Here is a 20,272-nt window from a genome sequence, read left to right as displayed (position 1 = left end):
GGTCAGGCCCACTGCTATCCAGATGGTTCTTGCCGTGGTGGTTGCTCAGTGGTCGGAGTAGCTGAAGTCGCCCACGGTCCAGGCGCTGACGTCGGCGATGGCCACGCGGTACATTCCGCCCGTCTCGGGGATCCCGACGCTGCCCTGCAGAATCCGGGCGACATGGAAGTGCAGATGGGTGGGCGGCCCGTCCTTCGTGGGGGTGTCGAAGACGGCTGAGAATTCGCCCAGGCGGGCGGAATCTGTCAGCACGTCCGACACCCTTTGCCTCCACACTGCTTCGGGAGCCAGTCGGCCGGTGATGACAGCACCACCGGTGACCACGGTCAGGGACATCTGGTTGCTCTGCCCGGACTCCACCAGGGCGGCGACGGAAACGAGCAGCTCGTCAGGCTTGGACATGGGGCAGATTGTATTGACTGGCTGCCCGGTCCTTGGCGGGTGGTGACCTCAGAACACCGCCGCGCCGCCCGAAACAGCAAACCCGACCGCCACGGCCTGAGATGAGCGTGCCCCGCGGGCATCGACGGGCACCGCCATCCCGTCCCGGCGTTTGGAGTGATCGTTTCCTGTGGTGACGGGGTGTGTGGGCGTGTAGCGTCTGTGTCAGCTGTCGTGGTTCGGAAGTTCCCTTTGCCCACGCCTTCGGCGTGGGCGTTTTGCTGTGCTGTGCCGCAGGGACCAGGGCGATCACCTCCGCCTTCCGCATGGAGTGGGAGGCGTTCATCGACTGGAAGGCATGAGACATGGCTACGGGAACTGTGAAGTGGTTCAACGCGGAGAAGGGCTTCGGTTTCATCGCCCAGGACGGGGGCGGCCCGGATGTTTTCGCGCACTACTCCGCGATCAACTCCTCGGGCTTTCGTGAGCTTCAGGAGGGCCAGATCGTGACGTTCGACGTCACCCAGGGCCAGAAGGGCCCGCAGGCCGAGAACATCAACCCGGCCTGACCTTCCCCACCCCGCCTGCGGGCACCGCGCCAGGCGCGCACGGCTGCCCCAGGTAGCCCGTACGCCCGGTCCGGACAACGGACGCCTGGGCCTGTCCGGCAGTTGGCGGGATCTGAGATGCACGAATCAGGGCCGCGCAGCAGATGCGCGGCCCTGAACCGTGTCGAGACCGGCGCACAGCGTCCATGGGGCTGGCGCAGGGCAGCGTGCCCGCCTCGGCAGCATTAGCGGGGGTGAGGACTTCTGCTCATGAACGTTCTGGCAGGAGCTCATCGATCCGCCCGGCGGGGTGCCTCCGGGCGGGCCGGCTGGGCTGCGCGGTCAGTAGGCTGGGTGTCCCCCGCGAGGTGGAGCCAGCGCACGGTGCTGTCTGTCTCGTGCCTGAAGTGTTCGGGAGAGGCCAGAAGCTGCCACAGCGGGTCGGGGCGGCAGGGGACGGTGGCGCCGCGAGCGGCCCATTCCTCGGCGAGCTGGGTGTACAGGGGTGTGCCCTGGTCCGGGGTTTCTCCGGGGGCCTGGCCACGGGCGTGTGCGGGGCGCTGAGAAGGCCTGCGGCGCGTTTGCTCCGGAAGAAGACGGGCATCGGCTCTGCGGTTGCCGCTGCCGGCCTGTGTGTCGTGGCTCGAGTCCACCCAATGATCATCCGTCACGTTCTTCACAACGATCCTTGCGCTTCCTTGGACACCGCTTCTGGTGCGCTGCGAGGACCTCGGCCACAGTCCTCCCTCGGGGAGATGCGCGCCCCTTTGGGCGCGGATGAAAACCGGTCGGCTGTCCGGTCGCCGGGTGGTCTGGGATAGATGCACTCGCGCCCCGGGTACTCCCGAGCCCGCAGGGCGAGGGCCCAGGGTTCCCGGCCCCTGACCCTCGTCGCGCCCAGCGGGAGTGCCTGGAGCGGGAAGCTGCGGAGGCGGCGTGGAGAGCGGGCGGCTGGGCGCGTTCTGCCTCTCCGCTCTGCCTCTGTCACGGCGCCTGCCGGCGGTGGTTCGCTTCCTGGAGGGCGCCCCCTTGTGTGTCTCTGCGGCTTCGGGGGGTCGGCCTGCGCGGGCGACGAGGTCGACGGCCAGCAGCCTGCGCTTTGGAGAACGATTCGTTGGAGGCGATAGCCACGCTGTTCAGATCGCGCCGGCTCTGGTGAGGTGTGGATCTCCCTCGTCGGTGTCGGGCCCCCGACCGGGTCCGGGTCCGGGTTCGGCGGTGTAACGGTGGATCGTCAGGGGGCCCGAGCCCGGCCGGCGGGCGACGGCGGCCAGGTGGGCGGGGCCGAGGTGGAGGCTGCTGAGCAGCCAGCTGCGCGGGGCCCGGGCCGTGGTGCCGGGGCCCGGCACCACCGCGGTGTCCGACCCGGGCTTCGTCTCGATGCGTCTGAGGTCGCGGGAGATTCCGATGCCGACCGCCTTGAGGAGTGCCTCTTTGCGTGTCCAGCACCTCTGTACCGCGGTCTGCCGGTCGATCCCCGGCGCCAGGGCGTTCACGTAGTCAAGTTCCGCCTGGGAGAAGGCCGTTGCGGGAACCGCGGGATCGACGGGACGCAGGAGCTCGACGTCCACGCCGACGCCGCCGTCCATGGACACGCCGAGGCAGCCGAGGCCGCGCGTATGGGAGACGCTGATGTGCAGGGGCGTTCGGGGCTGCAGGATCCTCGGCGGTCCGTGCTGCCCGGCGCAGTCCGGGCAGGGCGCCTGCCCGATGGTGACCGACTCGGGCGGCACGCCCAGCCGCGCGGCGAGGATCCGTCGGACCGCCGCGCGGCTGGTCGCGAACTGGGCGGCGGGGCGGGGAGCGGAGTACTTCCTGAGGCGCTGCTGCTCCACAGGTGTGAGCAGGTTCAGGTCCGCCGGGTCCGGAGCATCGGGAATCACCCACCACCAGAGCTGGGTGGCCGGTTCCGGCGGACGGGAGGGTGCGGGCCCGGTCATGTGGCCGTGCTGTCGTCCGCCGGCGAGAGATCCCAGGACGCGAAATCCTCCTTTGACGCGGCGACGGACGATGCCGCGCGCTCGGGGGTGTCGCCCGCGCCGATGGCGAGGCTCAGCAGCGCGGTCTCGAACGGAAGATCCGGATCCTTCGTGTCCAGGGTCTGGGAGGAGAGTTCGAGGGAGACGAAGCCGTGCACCGTGCTCCAGTTGACGTAGGCGCACAGCTCGGAGTCCTGGTCCCGGAACCGGCCGCTCTCGATGCAACGCCTCACACCGTCGACCAGAGTGGTCCAAGTGAGGCCGCGCGGCTGGGGATTGTTGGCCTCCGTGGCGGCTGTCTCGTCCGGAGCGGTGAGCAGGCCTCTGTTGGCGGCCGCCACGAAGATGTACGGACGGCGCAGTGCCAGTCCCCGGTAGATGCGGCCGAGCGTGGACACGTCAGCCACCGGGTCGTCGGTGCGCGGGGCCCGTTGCAGAACCTTGTAGAGGTTCAGGGTCGAGGTCCGCAGGACCTCCTGGACGACGACGTCCATGCTGCCGAAGTGTGTATAGACCGCCATGGTCGAGGTGCCGGCTGCTTCGGCCATCCGACGGACCGTCAGGGAGCTGGATCCCTGCTCGGCCAGGATCTTGGCCGCTGCGTCAATCAGGGCTTCCCGTACGCGGTTTGAGGCGGCGGTCCGCCCCGCCGTTCTCTTCGTAGGCATGTTTGACATGATGCCATAACGGCGTTATGAATGTATCCACTGGGCGCGCGGTGGTGAGGCTGGGGGATTCGGGGTGGCGCGCCCTGCTGACGGTTCGTCGACCAGCGGACTGTCATGACGATCATCTGACGCTGCGTCACACGTCGCCCTCGCGTAATCGGGAAGGCTTCCGATTATGTTGAATAGGCAACCGCGCAAAGAAGCGCGAAGCATATTCGTTGAATTTTGACCGAGTGTGAGTGTGGGGCTAAGCGAACCCCCGCTATGTGACTTGTGCAACATTGACCTCCGACTGAGGTTCGTTGTGATGGCGCCCCGGGTGGGCTAGTGTCGTGATTGATTGATGTAAAGACAGTTCGACGATCAATTTAGAAATCGGGGGATTTCTATGCCAGAGACTCGAGGGTCCTGGATTCCTTGCACTGCCTGACCTGTACGTAGCGGCAGGTATTTTCTCTGTGGGTTGAAGCGCCCTGCGCAGTCGACGACGACGGTGCGCTGCGCGATCGGCCACACCCTTCATTCCTGGCGATTAGGCCAACTCTTGTGTCAAAAACAGGGGCGGCTGAAAGGTGGCTTTGCTGTGCGCAAAAACAAGATGGCTCTGGTCAGCGGAGGATCGCGTGGCATCGGGCGAGGAATTGCCCTCAGGCTCGCGGAGGACGGGTACGACATCGCTTTCTGTTCCCGCTCCGGGGGCGAAAACGCGGAGTCGGCCCGCGAGGAGATAGAAAAGACGGGGGCGCGCTGTTACCAGGCCACCTGCGACGTGGCCGACCACCAGGCGGTCGAAGCGTTCATCAAGGATGCCGAACGGGCCCTCGGCCCCCTGGACGTGCTGGTCAACAGTGCCGGGATCGTGCGTGACAACCCCCTGGTGATCATGCCCGTCGAGGACTGGAACGACGTCATCGACACCAACCTCAACGGAACCTTCAACTTCAGTCACTGCGCCGCGTTCGGCTTCATGAAGCGGAAAGCCGGCACGATCGTCAACGTCTCGTCGGTCGCGGGCGTCTACGGCAATGCCACGCAGACGAACTACTCGGCATCGAAGGCCGGAATCAACATGCTGACCAAGTCCCTGTCCAGGGAGCTCGGTCCGTACGGGATCAGGGTCAATGCCGTCGCCCCCGGCTTCATCGAGACGGACATGACGGACCGGCTCTCCGAACCGGTGCGCAAGAAGGCCCTCGGCATGATTCCCATGCGACAGCTGGGCACGGTGGAGCAGGTCTCCGACCTCGTCTCCTTCCTGGTCTCGGAGAAGTCGTCGTACATCACCGGGCAGGTCATCCAGGTGGACGGCGGAATCACCCTCTGAGAGGTCCGCGACATCGGCCGGAAACGAAAGGAAAGCATGATGCTGCGACAGTTCTGCGCGCCGCTCACCGCAGTGGACACGGTGAACACCGAGTCGGAGTCCGAGGTATCTGCCAGTAAGGCCATCAGGGCCGATGACCCTTACCTCGCCGGCCACTACCCGCACTTCACCATCTACCCCGGCATCTTCATCATGGAGTCCGTCGGGCAGGCCGTCCGCGCGCATGTCGCACGGCACCGCGGGGCGGCGTACGGAGCCGAACTCGTCGAGGTTTCCCGTGTCCGTTTCACCGCCCCGCTGGTACCGGGAAACACCCTGGAACTCAATGCGCGGATAACCCCGGGCGAACAGGGTTCGGACCACTTACTGGTCAAGGCGGAGGCGTGGCGTGAAGACGGTGCGCGGTGCGCGGCGATGACGTTGACGTTCCGGCTGGAGGACCGAAATGCTTGAGCTGCCCGACATCATGAGGATTCTGCCGCACCGGCCGCCGATTCTGCTGGTCGACCGTGTGCTGGAGTTCGAAGCCGGCGTGCGCATCGTCGCCACCAAGACCATCAGCGCCAGCGAGCCGTGCTACACCGGCCTCGCGGATCCGCTGCCCGCAGCCGACTACGCCTACCCCACCTCCCTGCTGATCGAGTCCTTCGGCCAGTCCGGTGCACTGCTGTGGCTGTGCACAGCGCAGGCCAAGGGGACCGCCGTCGAGGGAACCCTGATCTTCGCGCAGGCCCGGAACTGCACGTTCACCGGCCAGGTCTACCCCGGCGACGTGCTGCGGCACGAGGTACGCATGGACCACCTGGTCGGCAACAACGCCTTCATGACCGGGGAGACCTGGGTGGGCGACCGCCGGATCGCCACCATGGGATCGGTCCTCGCCGTGGCCCGCGACGAGAACGAACTGCCCCAGTCGCGGCGCCCGGCATGACCGCCGTCCTCACCGGCATCGGGCTGGTCTCCCCGGTCGGCGACGACCCGGCGGCGTACTGGGCGGGCCTGCTGTCGGCCGATTCCGAGCCCGTCCCGGTCACCGACCGGCCGGGGATGCCGACCGGCGCCAGCGCCTACCGCATTCCGGAGCCGGAGCCTGGGTCGGCCCCGGCGGACGGTTCGCGCTATCTGCGACTGGCCCGAACAGCGGCCGCCCAGGCACTCGTTGACGCGGGCATCCGTCCAGGGGCGATGGACGACGGGATGGTGGCAGGCCTGTTCCTGGGCACCGGGACCGGCGACAGCGAGCCGGCGGAGGCACTGCGCGACGGACGCCGTACCGACGAGGCCGGGGCCTGGTGGCCCTACCGGAGCGCGGCGGGGCTCGCCGACGAGTTCGGCTTCACCGGGCCCGTGCAGACCGTGTCCACCGCGTGCGCCGCGGGGGCCTACGCGGTGGCGCTCGCTGTGCACGCCGTCGCCGGCGGACGGGTGGACGTGGCCCTGGCCGGGGGCGTCGAGACCGTCTCCCGTCCGGCGCTGGCTTCGTTCATGCGGCTGGGAGCGGTCGACCCGGTGCACTGCCGTCCTTTCGACGCCGACCGCGCGGGGACCGTCTACGGCGAGGGCGCCGCGTTCGTGGTGGTCGAGACCAAGGAGCGGGCGGCGGCCAGGGGAGCGGCCCCGCTCGCCACCGTCGGTGCCGGCGGCTGGAGTTGTGACGGCAGTCATCTGACGGCCCCCGAGGCCGGCGGTGTTCAGGCCCTGCGCGCCGCTCATGACGCCCTCGACCGTGCCGGCTTCCGGCCCGAGGAGATCGAGGCCGTGGTCTGCCACGGAACGGGAACACCGCTCAACGACCGTACGGAGAGCCTGGTGGTGCGCGAACTTCTCGGCCCCCGGGCCGCGACCGTGCCCGTCACCGCCCCCAAGTCGGTCATCGGGCACAGCGGAGGCGCCGCCGGAGCGTTCTCCTGTGCCACGGCAGCGCTCATGGTCAGCCACCGGCAAGTACCTCCGGTGGCCAACCTCACCCGCGCGGACGCCGACTGCACGCTGGCCGCCGGCACCGAGGCACGGCCGATGCGGCCGGGCCCCGTGCTGCTGAACGCCTACGCCTTCGGCGGGAACAACATCTCCCTGATCATCGGACCGGTGTCGTCATGAGTGAGCCGTACGTCCTCGGGACAGAGCTGGTGATCACCGGACTCGGCCCGGTCGCCACCTTCGCGGTCGGCCGCGGTGAACTCGCCGAAGCACCCCGCATCGGTGCCCGTGCCGGCACCGGTCCCGATGCCGCCCTGGACGACGGACAGGGTTTATGGCCGCGGCCGTTGGAGGACTTCGACCCGGCTCGCTGGCTGGGCCGCAAGGGCTGGCGGTTCCTGCCCCCGGCGGCGCACTACGCACTGGTCGCCGCACGCCTCGCCGACGAGGACGCCGGAGTCCGGCCGGGACAGGAGCTCACCGGGGTCGTCATGGGAACCAACTTCGCGGCCGACGAGACGGTGGACCGGTTCGACCGTGCCACGCTGTCCGAAGGGGTGCGCGGCATCAGCCCCCTGGAGGCGCCGAACTTCTCGATCAACGTCGCCGCCAGCCAGGTCTCCATCGACCGCGGCTACCGGGCCTTCAACATCACCCTCATCGATCTGTTCACCGCAGGCAGCGCGGCACTGTGGACCGCGTGCCAGGCGATCGACGAGGGACGGGCGAGCGCCGCCCTGGCCGGGGCGACGGAGGGCCGCCCGCCACGAGCGGCGACCACGGACCTCGCGCCGGTCCTCGACGAAGGCGCCGCCTGTGTCGTACGGATCGAGCGGGCGAGCGACGCCCGGGAGCGTGCGGCCAGACCGTACGCCACCGTGGCGGCCGGAGCCCAGCTCTTCGTGCCCAAAACTCTCCTGAGCGAGCCGGACCGCTCCGACGCGCTGGTGCACCCGCTGCTGGACCGGCTCGCCTCCGCACTGCCGTCCGGCCCCCGCGCCATCGACATCTGCCGCCCGCCCGCCTCCGCCCGTGCCGAGGCGACCGCCGCCAGTGTCCTGCGCTGGGCCGCCGCCCAGGCCGCCTGTGCGGTCGTCGGCGGCGAGCACGGCGGCCGGGCCGCCGCGCAGAGCTCGGCCTCCGCACCGCTGCGCCTGGCCCGGCTGCTCACGGACACGGACGCCCCCGGCGCGCTGCTCCAGGCCACCGTCGGACCGCACGGCCATCTCGTGGTGCTGGCACTGCACACCACCCCATAGACCACCGGTCGCCATCTGACCGGTTGATTGAAAACCAATTGAAAATCCTATGGCGCACGGCAAAGCCTGCGCAGAGAACCGGAGTTGACATGACTTCCATCCAGCAGAACCACCTGGACGAGATCCGTGAGATCGCCGCCGAGGTGCTGGAGATCGAGCCCGAGGAGATCACCGAGACCAGCTCGTTCGCCGACGACCACGAGGCTGACTCGCTGCGCGCGATCGAGATACTCGCGCGCATCGAGAAGAAGTACAACGTGGAGATCCCGCAGTCCGACCTTCCCAAGATGGTCAACCTGCGTGCCGTCTACGACGTGGTGGCGCAGTACGCCGGCTGGACGGTCTGACATGCGCCGCCGAGTCGTTATCACCGGACTGGGACCGGTGTCGAGCATCGGGATCGGTGCCGAGAACTTCGCCGACGCCCTCCAGCAGGGCAGCAGCGGGATCTCACCGATCGCGAGCTTCGACGCCGGCGGATTCCCGCACCGCATGGCCGGTGAGGTGCCCGCCTTCGAGCCCAAGGACATCCTTCAGGTCCTTGACCCGGAGCAGTGGGGACGTACCAGCCTGTTCGCCGCGGCGGCCGCGAGGCTCGCCGCCCAGGACTCGGGGATCGACCCGGCGGAGCTCGCCCGTTCCAGGGCAGGGTCCAGCATCGGGACCACCAGCGGCGAGTCCCAGGTGATCGAACAGCTCACCGCGCAGTGGATCGACGGTGGTCTGAAGGATCTGGATCCCGCCCTGGTACGCCAGACGCCCGCCTCCCGGTTGGCGACAGCCGTCAACCGGGAGCTGGGCCTCACCGGGGATGCCATCACGCTCTCCACCGCGTGTTCCGCGAGCAACTACGCCCTCGGATACGCCTACGCGGCCATCGCCACGCACGAGGCCGACTACATGCTCGCCGGCGGAGCGGACTCCGTCTGCCGCTGGGCACACGCCGGGTTCTACCGGCTCGGCGCCCTGACCGAGCACATCTGTACGCCCTTCGACCGCGACCGTTCCGGCATCCTCACCGGCGAAGGCGGCGCGGCGCTGTTCCTGGAGAGCCTGGAGAGCGCCGAACGCCGTGGGGCCCGTATCTACGCGGAGGTCCTCGGCTACGGGCTCAACTGCGACGCCAACCACATGGTCGCGCCCGACGCCGTCAGCATCGCCGAGTGCATGCGGCGCGCCCACCGCAAGGCGGGGATCGACGCCTCCCAGGTCGACTACATCTGCGCCCACGGGACCGGGACCCCGGCCAACGACGCCATGGAGACCCGGGCCGTGATGGACGTCTTCGGCGAGACGCCACCGCCCATCAGCTCCATCAAGTCGATGCTCGGACACACCATGGGCGCCGCCAGCGGGTTCGGGGCGATCGCCTCGGCCCTGGGCATCGCCCGCCAGTTCATCCCGCCGACCATCAACTTCACCACGCCCGACCCGCAGATGCCGGGCATCGATCCGGTCCCCAACGTCGCCCGTCCCGCACGGCTCCGTGTCGTACAGAACAACGGCTTCGCCTTCGGGGGAAACAACGCCATCACGATCCTCGGGGAGGTCGCATGACCACCGATCAGACATCCGTCTCCGAATCTCCGCCCACCCCGCTCTACATCACCGGCTGGGGAGTCGTGTCCCCGCTGGGCGACGGAGCGCGGGAGTTCAGCGAGGCGGTCGTCCAGGGCCGCAGCGGACTCGTCGACGTATCGGGAATGTTCGACGAGGAACTTCCCGGCGACAAGGCGTACGCGCTGCCGGAGTTCCAGGTCCGGAACTACCTGGGCCGCAAGGGCACCAGCTTCTTCGACCGCAGCACCTCGCTGGCGCTCATCGCCAGTGACCACGCCCTGAAGGACACCGGGCTGGTCGTCACCGACGACAACCGCGACCAGGTCGGGCTCGTCCTGGGCACGACCACCGGAAGCATCAAATCGACCAGCGACTACAGCCGCGAGACCCTCACCCAGAAGCGCCCCTACCTGGTCAACCCGGTCCTCTTCCCCAACACGGTGATGAACTGCGCCGCCGGACAGGCAGCCATCTGGCACCGGCTCAAGGGCGTGAACGCCACGATCGCAGGCGGCCAGCTCGCCGGGCTCACCGCACTGCGCTACGCCAGCCGCACCCTGCGCTGGGGCGACGCCGAGGCACTGCTCGTCGGCGCCGTCGAGGAGTTCAGCCCGCACACCGCCTGGGCCACCCATCTGGCGCTCGACTCCGCCACGGCGGGGGAGGGAGCTGTGGTCTTCGTCGTCGAGAGCGGTGAGACGACGGCAGGCACCCGGCGCAGGCCCGACGCCGAGATCCTGGCGGTCGAACTGGCCACGGTCGACCCCGAACAGGGCGCCGAGGCCGTGACCGCCGGGTACACGCAGTGCATCGCCCGCGCCCTGCGCACCGCGGGGGTCACCGCCGACGAACTGTGGGCGGTCGCCCCCGGCTCGGCCGGCCCCGGCGAGGCCGAGGAAGCCGCGCTCGACGGCGTCCTCGGCACGGCACGGCCGACGAGGCTCCGCATCAAGGAACTGGCCGGCGAGTGCCACGCCGCGGCCGGTGTGCTCCAGATCGCCGCGGTGCTCGCCCACCACCGCGGTGACCAGGCGCTGGACGGGCGCCCGGCCCTGATCACCTCCGCCACCAGCGAAGGAGCATTCGGCGCCGCCGTCATCAGGGGGTGGCACCGTGACGAAACTGATAACGGGAGTTGAGATCCGCAGTTGCTTCGGCGAGTCCGAGGCGACGTTCGAGGCCCTCGCCGAAGGACGCTCCGGTGTCGGGGAACTGCGGTTCCCCGACACCGGGCGGCTGGGCGTGAACCGCGGGTATCACGTCGACGACACCACCCCCGAGGCATTGCTGCGGGCGAGTGAATGGCTCAGCGACTGCGTCGCGTCCGCGGTGGCACAGTCCGGCATCGACGTGATGCGCGCCCGGGTGGCCGTCGTCGTCGGCACCGGGCTTCGCGAACTGAGGGCGGTGGAACGCCTCGACGAACCCGAAATCGCCCTGCGTACCGCCCAGTTGCACTTCACCGAGGCCGTCCGGCAGGTCCTGCCGGACGCCACGGAGGTCATCACGGTCTGCAACGCCTGCTCGGCCTCCGGGCACGCCCTGGCGCTCGCCTGCGACATGCTGGACCTGGACGAGGCGGATGCCGTGGTCGCCGCGGGCTGCGACGCGATGAGCGAGAGCATGCTCGCGATGATCGGGCGGGTCTCCGACGAACCGACCGACCAGCTGCGCCCCTTCGACGCCGACCGGATGGGAGTCCTGCTCGGCGAAGGCGCCGCGGCCGTGGTCCTGGAGCGCGGCGACAGGCCCCGGACCGGCCGCGGTCCGGTGCTGGGCAAGGTCCTTGGAGTGGGCCTGTCCTGCGACGCCTACCACGAGACGGCGCCGCAGCCGGAGGGCATCGCACGCGCCATGCGCGACGCCCACGAGCGCGCCGACGTCACCCCCGGCGACATCGATCTGGTGGTCGCCCACGGAACAGGCACCGCGCTCAACGACCCGACCGAGGCAGGGGTGTTGAGCGAAGTGTTCGCCACGGCTGCCCCGGGGCCGATGGTGACCGGCATCAAGGGATCGACCGGTCACACCTCGGGCTCCGCCGCCCTGATGAGCCTGGCGGTCGCCCTGGAGGCCCTGGCCGGCCGGCCGGTGCCCGCCATCACCGGGCTGCGCCGGCCACTGGCCGAAGCACAGCGGCTGCGGCTGGTCACCGGTGCCCCGGCTGCCGTTCCCGTACGCGTCGCCCAGGTGAACGCGTTCGGATTCGGCGGCGTCAACGCGGTCTGCATCCTCGGGAGCGCATCGTGACCCCCTCGCACCAGTCCGGCCGCCGCGTCGCGGTACGGGCCGCCACCGTCCACGTGCCCGATGTCGCCGCGGACGCCTTCCTCGGCGCCGCCGGCACCGAACCCGCCCTGCCGCCCGAGGAAGCCCACCAACTACTGGGCCGCAAAGGGCTGCTGTACAAGGAGCCCGCCACCCGGCTGGCCCTGTGCGCCGTACACCGGGCACTCGGGCTGCCGCCCGGCCGCCCCACGGCGCCGGTCGAAGCAGGGCCGCAGACCGCGGTCGTCGTCAGCTCGAACTACGGCAACGTGCACACGGTCAGTGAGGTTGTCGCCACCGTACGGGCCGGATCACGCAAGGACGTCAGCCCGCTTCAGGCACCCAACGCGTCGAGCAACGTGATCGCCAGCACGATAGCGATCCGCTACGGCCTGTCGGGCCCCAACCTGATGCTCTGCTCCGGCGCGGTCTCGGGACTCCAGGCCCTTCGGCTCGGCGCGCTGCTGATCCGTTCGGGCAGGGCCGAGCGGGCCGTGGTCGTGGGTGTGGAACCGGTCGACGACACGGTGCGCCGACTCGCGCTGCTGCGGCACACCTCGAACGGACAGCACCCGCAACCCCGCGCCGCGGCGTCCTGTGTCGTCCTCGAAGCGGCAGACCCCGCGCAGACCGGACAGGTCCTTCTCGGGCCGGTGTCGCACCACGGCGAGCTGTCGGCCGCGGTCAAGGACGAAGGCACCGCGCCGCAGCTGCGCCTGATCAGCCCCGGGCCGGCGGCCGGCACCCCCACCACCGTGCCGGAGGCGCTCGACCTGTCGGCGGCCGTCGGCGAGACCTACGGGGCGCTCGGCGTTCTCCAGGCCGCCGTCGCCACGGCCTGGCTGGGCGCCTACCAAGGACCCGGCGCGGCGCGCGCGGCGCTGGTGTCGGGGGACACCGAGGACGGCTGGGCACGGGCGGAACTGCTGCGCCCCACCGGCTCCGTGGCCACCGGGACCATGTGACATGGGCGGCCAGCAACCGAAGTGGGACCGGGCGGGGCAGGTTCCCTCGACCGTCGACACCGTCACCGCGTGGCGGGCACCGATGCGGCGCCCGGTCGTGGTCGCCGTGCACGGGATGGAGGACTCCTGGCAGAGCTGGGAGAAGCTGACCGGCCTCCTCGGCGCCGAGCATCAGGTCTACGCCCTCGATCTGCCCTGGCGCGCGGGCAACGACTACCGGTGGCGGCAGTACGGAAGCCCCGCCCACTGGCTCCACCAGGGGCTCCAGGCGATACCGGAACCGGTCGACGTACTGCTCGGTCATTCCTTCGGTGCCAACGCTGTGCTCCAGTACCTCGCCCAGTGCGGCCCCGCCGGGCCCGCGGCCCGCACCGCCGTACTGGCCGCTCCGTTCTACCGGCCCTCGACACTGGTGTGCGACTGGAGCCTGTACCACCAGTCCTTCGCCGGATTCCGCAGCGTGATGACCGAAGGCATGCGGACACGACTGGGGACGCGGGCCGCCTCCCTGGAACCCGAACTGCTCGCCTCCATGGCGGACAAGCTGATCGAGCGCATCGGCCCCATGGGCTTCCTCGCCCTGTACGACCAGTTCGTCGCCACCACCGAACTGAACCTCTCCCAAGTGCCCATCCCGGCCCTGGTACTGGCCGGCGAGCACGACCAGGGCCTGGCCGGCGACCGGGCCGAGGCACTGGCCGAGGCGATGCCCATGGCCGACGTCCAGCTCCGCCCGGACTTCGGCCACTTCTTCCATGTCGACCACGCCCACGACGCGTACGAGCGGATCACGGCGTTCCTGCGCGTGCATCTCGCGGGCGCGGGCGCCGACGCCCGCCCGCGCGACACCACGACACGTGAACTGCGCCACGAGCAGACGGAGCCCACCCACCAGCTCGCCGACACCGCAGAGCCCCTGACAACCACCCCCTACCAGAACGGACACACCGCATGAGCATCACGCTTGACGGCACCCCCGCCACCTACCAGGGGCGCCCGCGCTACGAGGGCGCCAACATCCGGACCTGGATCGGCTTCAAGCACTTCGAATACCTTGTGGAGGAAGCCGTCCTCCAGTGGTTCCGCGACCGCGGCATCGGGCCCTCCGCGCTCTACCACGCACACGGCGTCGGTCTCGAGTTCGTGGACTCCTCCATCCGGCTGCCGGCCACCCTCACCATCGACGACGAGGTGCGTGCCACCGCCGTCCCCGGCGCTCCGGCCCCGGGGCGGGGCCTGCCGTTCACCGTCAAGCTCACCGTCGAGCGGGACGGGAAGACCGTGCCCATCCTCAGCGGCAAGGTCCGCGTCGCGCTCGTACGCGAGAAGGACGCGCCGCAGAGCGAACCCCTGCCGGCCGAGCTGGAGGCGCTCACCGTCGCCGAGGTCGCCGAACTGTCCCCGGCCACGGCCGGGCTGGTACTGCCCGAGGCGATCGATGTGCCGACGGGAAGCGACGTCCAAGCCGCCCTGGTGCCCGAGGGCTCCAACGGCTACCTGTGGTCGTGGCGGATTCCGTACTTCTACTGCCACTTCTCCGACCGGCTTCAGCACTCCGGCTACATCCGCGCCATGGAGGAGGTCGTCGACCGGTTCCTCGACAGCCGGGGACTCGCGGTCGGCCGCATGCTCGACGAGCGGGGCTGGATCCCGGTCGTCTCCCGCGCCCGGGTGCAACTGCTCGCCGACGCCCACATGGAGGAGACGCTGCACACCGTCTTCACCGTCGAGGAGATCGTCAAGGACGTCATGTACACCGCCCGCATGGACTGCTACGTCCTGCGTGACGGGCGGCTGATCCCGACCGCCACGGGCACCATCCTGCACGGGTACGCCGTCAGCCGCGGCGAGAAGGCCGGCGCGCTCGCCGAGTTCGACGCCGCCACCAGGACCGCACTGCTGGGGGACGCCGCGTGAGCCGCAAACCCGCCCAGCCCAAGCTGTACTTCAACCTGCGCAGCCCCTTCAGCTGGATGGCGCTGCGCCAGTTGGAGGAGCGGTTCCCGCAGGCACCCGAACTCATCGAGTACATCCCGTACTGGGACCCGGACGAGCAGACCCGGCAGGCCCTCAAGGAACGCGGCGCCGAGTTCCACTACACGCAGATGAGCAAGGCCAAGCACCTGTACATCCTCCAGGACACCAAGCGGCTGTCCCAGCGCTTCGGCTACCGCATGGCCTGGCCCATCGACGTCGACCCGTGGTGGGAGGTCCCGCACCTCGGCTGGCTCGCCGCGCGGCGCCTGGGGCGGGAGCGCGAGCTGTACAAGGCGCTCACCGCGGCCCGCTGGGAGCGTGGCGAGAACATCTGCGACCCCGAGGTACTGCGCCGGGCCGCCGAGGAGGCGGGCGTCGACCCGAAGCCCGTCCTGGCGGCCGTCGACGACCCCGAGATCCGTGCGGAGGGTATCGGCGCGCTGGAACGGGCCTACCACGAAGACATCTTCGGGATCCCGTACTTCAAACTGGGACGCCACCGCTTCTGGGGCCTGGACCGGCTCGACGACTTCCTGACCGGCCTGCGGGAGCTGCCCGGCCCGAACCGGCCGGACACCTCCGCGGACCCGGCAGCCGGGATACCCGGCCAACTGGCCGACCTGGTGGGTGCCCTCGACCACGACTCCGCGGGCGGCTGCGGTTGATCCCAGCCGCACCGCATGCCGTGCCGCCGCAGCCACCACCGGCGGCACGGCAGTTCTTCGCAGATACCAGCCAGCCGTCCCGGACTCCGACGTGGGCCTGGGCCAAGGGAGTTCTCACACCATGCCATCGACCCACGCGTCCCACGCCTCCGGTCGCACCGGGAAACCGGGACTGATCATGCTGGCGGCCCTGCTGGGCCTGTTCATCGCTCTGCTCGACGTCACCGTCGTCACCGTGGCCCTCCCCACGATCAGCACCGACCTGCACGCCTCGTTCAGCGATCTCGAGTGGGTCGCCAACGCCTACATGCTGGCGCTGGCCGTCTTCATCGTCACGGCCGGACGGCTCGGCGACCTCTACGGCCAGCGCAAGGTCTACACGGCAGGCGTGTCGGTCTTCCTCATCGGATCCCTGGCGTGCGGCAGCGCGGGCGAGTTCTCGCTCTTCGGCTGGTCCCACATCGTGGTGCTGCACGCGGCGCGCGTCGTCCAGGGCATCGGCGGCGCCGCGATCCTGCCGCTGAGCCTCGCCATCATCTACTCCTCCTTCGAAGGCAAGAAGCGCGCGCTCGGCCTCATGCTGTGGGGCGCCATCGGCGGCCTCGCCACCGCGCTCGGCCCTCTGATCGGCGGCTTCCTCGTCGAGAAGGCCGGCTGGGAGTGGATCTTCCTGGTGAACCTGCCGATCGGCGCGCTGGTCCTCGCCGCGGCGATGGCCGCAATGCCGGCGCACGACCGGTCGGCGCGAGGGCCGCGCACCTCGCTGGACCTGCCCGGCCTGGTCACGGTCAGCGCGGCGCTGCTGTGCCTCAACCTCGCCCTGATCAACGGCAGCGAGTGGGGGTGGACCTCGGGCAAGGACCTCGGCCTGTTCGCCGCGGCCGCGGCCCTGATCGGTGTGTTCCTCGCCGTGGAGGCCCGCTCGTCGGCGCCCATCATGAATCTGAGCTGGTTCGGGCGGCCGTCCTTCGGCGGCAGCGTCCTGACCGGATTCCTCCTCGGGGCGGGCATGTTCGCCGCCCTCTTCTACCTCTCCATCTATCTCCAGAACGGCCTCGGTCTCAGCGCCATGCAGACCGGCGTCCGCCTGCTGCCGCTCACCCTGATGCTGATCGTGGGCGCCCCGCTGGGCGGCCGCCTCGTGGCGCGACTCGGAGTGCGCACCACCCTGGCGGCAGCCTTCGCCGCCATGGCCGTGGGCCTGGCACTGTTCACCCTGATCGACCCGAACGGCGACAGCGGCTCGTGGGTACGACTGCTGCCCGGCATGCTCCTCACCGGTCTGACCCTCGGCATCGTCATGCCGATCTCCTCGGAACTGACCGTCGTCGCCGCCCCGCAGGACCAGGTCGGCGTCGCCGCGAGCGCCGGCACGATGTTCCGCCAGGTCGGCAACGCCGTGGGAATCGCCCTCATGGGCGCGCTGATGACCGCTCAGGCCACCTCCGCCCACAAGGAGGCCGCGCACCTGGCGCGGAAGGGCACCTTCACGCCCCAGGCCGCGGACACACTCCGACGGACGGCTGTCGCCCACGGCATGCAGCACGGCGCCTGGTACGCCGCCGCCGTCACGCTCGCCGGGGCCGTGTTCGTGCTCGTCTTCGTACGCAATCTCCAGCCCGCGACCGTGCCTTCGCCCGCCCCCCACGACGTCACGGGCGCGCCGGCGGCGGACTCCGGCCGGGCGAATCGGCCGGTCGGCTGAGAAGGGGTGCTCCCGTCATGAACAAGACCGCATTCGTCTTCCCCGGCCAGGGATCCCAGCACGTGGGAATGGGATCGCAGCTTCTGGCGCCGCGCCCCGACCTCGTCGACAGCCGCTACCGGCCGGCCGACGACCTCCTCGGCATCCCGCTGTCCGCCCTCTGCTGGCAGGGCCCGGCCGAGGCCCTGCGCGACACGGCGATCACCCAGCCCGCGGTCTTTCTGACCAGCGTGGCGACCTGGGACGTACTGCAGGCGCGGGGCATCGCCCCCGACCTCGTCGCAGGGCACAGCCTGGGCGAGTACGCCGCCCTGGTCTGCGCCGGCGTGCTCGACTGGACCGACGCACTGCGTCTGGTACGCCGCCGGGGCGAACTCATGGCGGCGGTCAACGAGTCCGTCCCCGGAAGCATGGCCGCGGTGATCGGTCTTCGGATCGCCGACGTGGAGAGGATCTGCGCGCAGGTCCGGGCCGAGACCGGCCGGACCGTCGAGGTCGCCAACGACAACGAGCCCGGCCAGGCGGTCGTCTCCGGAGAGGCCGACGCGGTCGAACGGGTACGGACCGCAGCACAGGCGAGCGGAGCGCTCAAGGTGCTCTCCCTCGACGTCGGAGCGCCCTTCCACTGCGGCCTCATGGCCGGTATCGAGGCGGAGTTCGCCGCGGAACTCGACCGGGTCACCTTCAGCGAACCGCGGCTGCCCGTCATCTCCAGCGTGACCGCGGACCTCGTGGCGAGCGCGGCGGAGGCGAAATCCTGCCTGGCCCGCCAGCTCACCGGAAGGGTCCGCTGGACCGAGACCGTCCAGCGGATGCGGCAGCGGGGCATGGGCCGGCTCGTCGAGGTCGGCCCCGGCAGGGTACTGGGCGGGCTCAGCCGGCGGATCGCACCCGACGTGCAGGTCCGGTCGACCCATGACGAGCGCCGACTGGCAGCCACGATCGCGGACTTCGTCACGGCCCCGGCCACGGCAGGCTCCGCGCTCCGAGCGGAGGTGTGAACCATGGACGTCATCCGGGAGACCACGTCGGCACACGACCGGACCGCCGAACTCGTCGCGCTCCGCGTGTCGGTGGAGGCCGGCGACGCGGCGGGAACCGAGCGGCAGCGCGCCAAGGGCAAGCTGACCGCCCGCGAGCGCATCCAACTCCTTCTGGACAAGGGTTCGTTCACCGAGGTCGAGCAGCTGCGCCGGCACCGGGCGACCGGCTTCGGCCTGGAGGCCAAGCGGCCGCACTCCGACGGTGTCATCACCGGCTGGGGCCTGGTCGAGGGCCGCACGGTCTTCGTGTACGCCCATGACTTCCGCATCTTCGGCGGCGCGCTGGGCGAGGCCCACGCCACGAAGATCCACAAGATCATGGACATGGCCGTCGCGGCCGGCGCGCCCCTGGTGTCCCTGAACGACGGCGCGGGCGCCCGGATCCAGGAGGGCGTCTCCGCGCTGGCCGGCTACGGCGGCATCTTCCAGCGCAACACCAGGGCCTCCGGCGTCATCCCGCAGATCTCGGTGATGCTCGGCCCGTGCGCGGGCGGCGCCGCCTACAGCCCCGCGCTCACGGACTTCGTCTTCATGGTCCGCGAGACCTCGCAGATGTTCATCACCGGCCCGGACGTGGTCAAGGCGGTGACGGGCGAGGAGATCACCCAGAACGGCCTGGGCGGCGCCGACGTCCACGCGGAGACCTCCGGGGTGTGCCACTTCGCCTACGACGACGAGGAGACCTGCCTGGAGGAGGTGCGCTACCTCCTGTCGCTGTTGCCGGGCAACAATCGCGAGGCCCCGCCCGCCGAAGCCACCGACGACCCCGCCGACCGGCGCTGCGAGGCGCTGCTGGACCTGGTCCCGGCCGACGGCAACCGGCCGTACGACATGCGGGGGGTGATCGAGGAGATCGTCGACGACGGCCAGTTCATCGAGGTCCACGAGCGCTGGGCGACCAACGTGATCTGCGCGCTGTCGCGCCTGGACGGCCAGGTGGTCGGCATCGTGGCGAACCAGCCGATGTCCATGGCCGGAGTGCTGGACATTCACGCCTCGGAAAAGGCCGCGCGTTTCGTGCAGCTGTGCGACGCCTTCAACATCCCGCTGATCACCCTGCTCGACGTACCCGGCTTCCTGCCCGGCGTGGACCAGGAACACGGCGGAATCATCCGGCACGGCGCGAAGCTCCTGTACGCGTACTGCAACGCCACCGTGCCGAGGATCCAGTTGATCCTGCGCAAGGCCTACGGCGGCGCGTACATCGTCATGGACTCCCGCTCGGTGGGGGCCGACCTGTCCTTCGCCTGGCCCACCAACGAGATCGCGGTGATGGGCGCGGAGGGCGCGGCCAACGTGATCTTCCGCAAGCGGATCGCCGAGGCCGACGACCCGGACGCGATGCGCGCGAGCATGGTCAAGGAGTACAAGGCCGAGCTGATGCACCCCTACTACGCGGCCGAACGCGGCCTGGTCGACGACGTCATCGACCCCGCCGAGACCCGCGGCATCCTCGGCCGCGCGCTGCACATGCTCCGGACCAAACACGCCGAACTCCCGGCCCGCAAGCACGGAAACCCGCCGCAGTGACGGCCGGAAAGGACACGATGACCATGGCAGCCGCTCCCGTGAACGGCGATGACGATCCACTCGTCCGCATCGTCAAGGGCGAACCCGCCGACGAGGAACTGGCCGCGCTCACTGCGGTACTGCTCGCCCGCGCCGAAGCGGTCCAGGACATGTCCCTCACCGATGGCGCGGCGGGGTCCCCGGCCCGGTGGCGCCCCGTCAGCTACCGGTCGCCCCTCAGCTGGCACCTGGGAGCGCCCGCCCTGGCCAAATGAGCCGGGCCTGTGCGAACGCCGGTCGTCACCAGGCGAGTTCGGTGCGGGGGAGTACCTGCCGCCAGCAGGCGAGGCCGAGTCTTTAGCCTGGAAGATCCGTTACTAGTATGAGTCGTCCCCTTCTCTGGAGTCATCGTGCGCAAGGTGCTCATCGCCAACCGTGGCGAAATCGCTGTCCGCGTGGCCCGGGCGTGCCGGGATGCCGGGATCGCGAGCGTTGCCGTGT

At 70.0% G+C, this 20,272-nt stretch carries 22 protein-coding genes; 19 read left to right on the top strand and 3 right to left on the bottom strand.

The window, feature by feature from the left end; all coding sequences use genetic code 11:
• Nucleotides 1-45: 45 nt before the first annotated feature.
• Nucleotides 46-402 carry a hypothetical protein gene (locus ACFWBT_RS30335; protein ID WP_385706062.1) on the bottom strand — a complete coding sequence of 119 codons (357 nt, stop codon included), beginning with the start codon at nt 400-402 and terminating at the stop codon, nt 46-48.
• Nucleotides 403-746: 344 nt separating this feature from the next.
• Here ACFWBT_RS30335 and ACFWBT_RS30330 point away from each other — a divergent pair, with 344 nt between their 5' ends.
• Nucleotides 747-950, top strand: a complete 204-nt coding sequence (locus ACFWBT_RS30330) for a cold-shock protein (protein WP_008734837.1) — start codon at nt 747-749, stop codon at nt 948-950.
• Between the two features lie 1,115 nt (nt 951-2,065).
• On the opposite strand, the gene ACFWBT_RS30325 is transcribed toward ACFWBT_RS30330, so the two are convergent.
• Together ACFWBT_RS30325 and ACFWBT_RS30320 are read right to left on the bottom strand one after the other, a co-directional pair.
• Entirely contained in the window at nt 2,066-2,869 is an 804-nt protein-coding gene (locus ACFWBT_RS30325) for a 4'-phosphopantetheinyl transferase family protein (RefSeq protein WP_385706061.1), read from the bottom strand.
• Nucleotides 2,866-3,576: a TetR/AcrR family transcriptional regulator gene (locus ACFWBT_RS30320; protein WP_385706059.1), complete on the bottom strand. Its 711-nt coding sequence runs from the start codon at nt 3,574-3,576 to the stop codon at nt 2,866-2,868. Before ACFWBT_RS30320 ends, ACFWBT_RS30325 begins: the two co-directional genes overlap by 4 nt.
• 583 nt (nt 3,577-4,159) lie before the next feature.
• On the opposite strand from ACFWBT_RS30320, the gene fabG reads away from it, so the two are divergent.
• From fabG to ACFWBT_RS30230, 18 genes are all read left to right on the top strand, one after another.
• Nucleotides 4,160-4,900 (top strand): 3-oxoacyl-[acyl-carrier-protein] reductase, encoded by a 741-nt coding sequence (gene fabG / locus ACFWBT_RS30315; RefSeq protein ID WP_385706057.1) that lies wholly within the window; start codon nt 4,160-4,162, stop codon nt 4,898-4,900.
• Between the two features lie 36 nt (nt 4,901-4,936).
• Nucleotides 4,937-5,353: a 3-hydroxyacyl-ACP dehydratase FabZ family protein gene (locus ACFWBT_RS30310; RefSeq protein ID WP_385706055.1), complete on the top strand. Its 417-nt coding sequence runs from the start codon at nt 4,937-4,939 to the stop codon at nt 5,351-5,353.
• Nucleotides 5,346-5,831 (top strand): 3-hydroxyacyl-ACP dehydratase FabZ family protein, encoded by a 486-nt coding sequence (locus ACFWBT_RS30305; protein ID WP_385706054.1) that lies wholly within the window; start codon nt 5,346-5,348, stop codon nt 5,829-5,831. The genes ACFWBT_RS30310 and ACFWBT_RS30305 overlap by 8 nt, the downstream gene beginning before the upstream one ends.
• Nucleotides 5,828-7,000, top strand: coding sequence for a beta-ketoacyl synthase N-terminal-like domain-containing protein (locus ACFWBT_RS30300; protein ID WP_385706053.1), 1,173 nt, complete (start codon nt 5,828-5,830; stop codon nt 6,998-7,000). Before ACFWBT_RS30305 ends, ACFWBT_RS30300 begins: the two co-directional genes overlap by 4 nt.
• A complete protein-coding gene (locus ACFWBT_RS30295; protein ID WP_385706051.1) occupies nt 6,997-8,079 on the top strand; it encodes a beta-ketoacyl synthase N-terminal-like domain-containing protein in 1,083 nt (360 codons plus the stop codon). The genes ACFWBT_RS30300 and ACFWBT_RS30295 overlap by 4 nt, the downstream gene beginning before the upstream one ends.
• Before the next feature lie 89 nt (nt 8,080-8,168).
• A complete protein-coding gene (locus ACFWBT_RS30290; protein WP_385706049.1) occupies nt 8,169-8,426 on the top strand; it encodes an acyl carrier protein in 258 nt (85 codons plus the stop codon).
• 1 nt (nt 8,427) lies between these two features.
• Nucleotides 8,428-9,636 (top strand): beta-ketoacyl-[acyl-carrier-protein] synthase family protein, encoded by a 1,209-nt coding sequence (locus ACFWBT_RS30285; protein ID WP_385706047.1) that lies wholly within the window; start codon nt 8,428-8,430, stop codon nt 9,634-9,636.
• Nucleotides 9,633-10,778: a beta-ketoacyl synthase N-terminal-like domain-containing protein gene (locus tag ACFWBT_RS30280; RefSeq protein WP_385706045.1), complete on the top strand. Its 1,146-nt coding sequence runs from the start codon at nt 9,633-9,635 to the stop codon at nt 10,776-10,778. Before ACFWBT_RS30285 ends, ACFWBT_RS30280 begins: the two co-directional genes overlap by 4 nt.
• On the top strand, nt 10,753-11,889 hold the full coding sequence (locus ACFWBT_RS30275) for a beta-ketoacyl-[acyl-carrier-protein] synthase family protein (RefSeq protein ID WP_385706044.1): 1,137 nt from the start codon (nt 10,753-10,755) through the stop codon (nt 11,887-11,889). Before ACFWBT_RS30280 ends, ACFWBT_RS30275 begins: the two co-directional genes overlap by 26 nt.
• On the top strand, nt 11,886-12,872 hold the full coding sequence (locus ACFWBT_RS30270) for a beta-ketoacyl synthase N-terminal-like domain-containing protein (RefSeq protein WP_385706042.1): 987 nt from the start codon (nt 11,886-11,888) through the stop codon (nt 12,870-12,872). The genes ACFWBT_RS30275 and ACFWBT_RS30270 overlap by 4 nt, the downstream gene beginning before the upstream one ends.
• A gap of 1 nt (nt 12,873) precedes the next feature.
• Nucleotides 12,874-13,827, top strand: a complete 954-nt coding sequence (locus tag ACFWBT_RS30265; RefSeq protein WP_385706041.1) for an alpha/beta fold hydrolase — start codon at nt 12,874-12,876, stop codon at nt 13,825-13,827.
• Nucleotides 13,824-14,789 carry a thioesterase family protein gene (locus ACFWBT_RS30260; RefSeq protein WP_385706039.1) on the top strand — a complete coding sequence of 322 codons (966 nt, stop codon included), beginning with the start codon at nt 13,824-13,826 and terminating at the stop codon, nt 14,787-14,789. Before ACFWBT_RS30265 ends, ACFWBT_RS30260 begins: the two co-directional genes overlap by 4 nt.
• Nucleotides 14,786-15,514 (top strand): 2-hydroxychromene-2-carboxylate isomerase, encoded by a 729-nt coding sequence (locus ACFWBT_RS30255; protein WP_385706037.1) that lies wholly within the window; start codon nt 14,786-14,788, stop codon nt 15,512-15,514. The genes ACFWBT_RS30260 and ACFWBT_RS30255 overlap by 4 nt, the downstream gene beginning before the upstream one ends.
• A gap of 121 nt (nt 15,515-15,635) precedes the next feature.
• Nucleotides 15,636-17,219 (top strand): MFS transporter, encoded by a 1,584-nt coding sequence (locus ACFWBT_RS30250; protein ID WP_385706035.1) that lies wholly within the window; start codon nt 15,636-15,638, stop codon nt 17,217-17,219.
• Nucleotides 17,220-17,236: 17 nt separating this feature from the next.
• Nucleotides 17,237-18,220, top strand: a complete 984-nt coding sequence (fabD, locus tag ACFWBT_RS30245; protein WP_385706033.1) for an ACP S-malonyltransferase — start codon at nt 17,237-17,239, stop codon at nt 18,218-18,220.
• A gap of 3 nt (nt 18,221-18,223) precedes the next feature.
• Nucleotides 18,224-19,792 carry an acyl-CoA carboxylase subunit beta gene (locus ACFWBT_RS30240; RefSeq protein WP_385706031.1) on the top strand — a complete coding sequence of 523 codons (1,569 nt, stop codon included), beginning with the start codon at nt 18,224-18,226 and terminating at the stop codon, nt 19,790-19,792.
• A 23-nt stretch (nt 19,793-19,815) separates the two neighbouring features.
• Nucleotides 19,816-20,046, top strand: coding sequence for an acyl-CoA carboxylase epsilon subunit (locus tag ACFWBT_RS30235; protein WP_385706029.1), 231 nt, complete (start codon nt 19,816-19,818; stop codon nt 20,044-20,046).
• A 135-nt stretch (nt 20,047-20,181) separates the two neighbouring features.
• Nucleotides 20,182-20,272: biotin carboxylase N-terminal domain-containing protein (locus ACFWBT_RS30230; RefSeq protein ID WP_308427085.1), on the top strand; the 91-nt coding region annotated here is incomplete at its 3' end.

This window comes from Streptomyces sp. NPDC060027 (assembly GCF_042737005.1).
Classification (GTDB): Bacteria; Actinomycetota; Actinomycetes; order Streptomycetales; family Streptomycetaceae; genus Streptomyces.
This window is presented reverse-complemented; position numbering and strand designations above follow the sequence as displayed.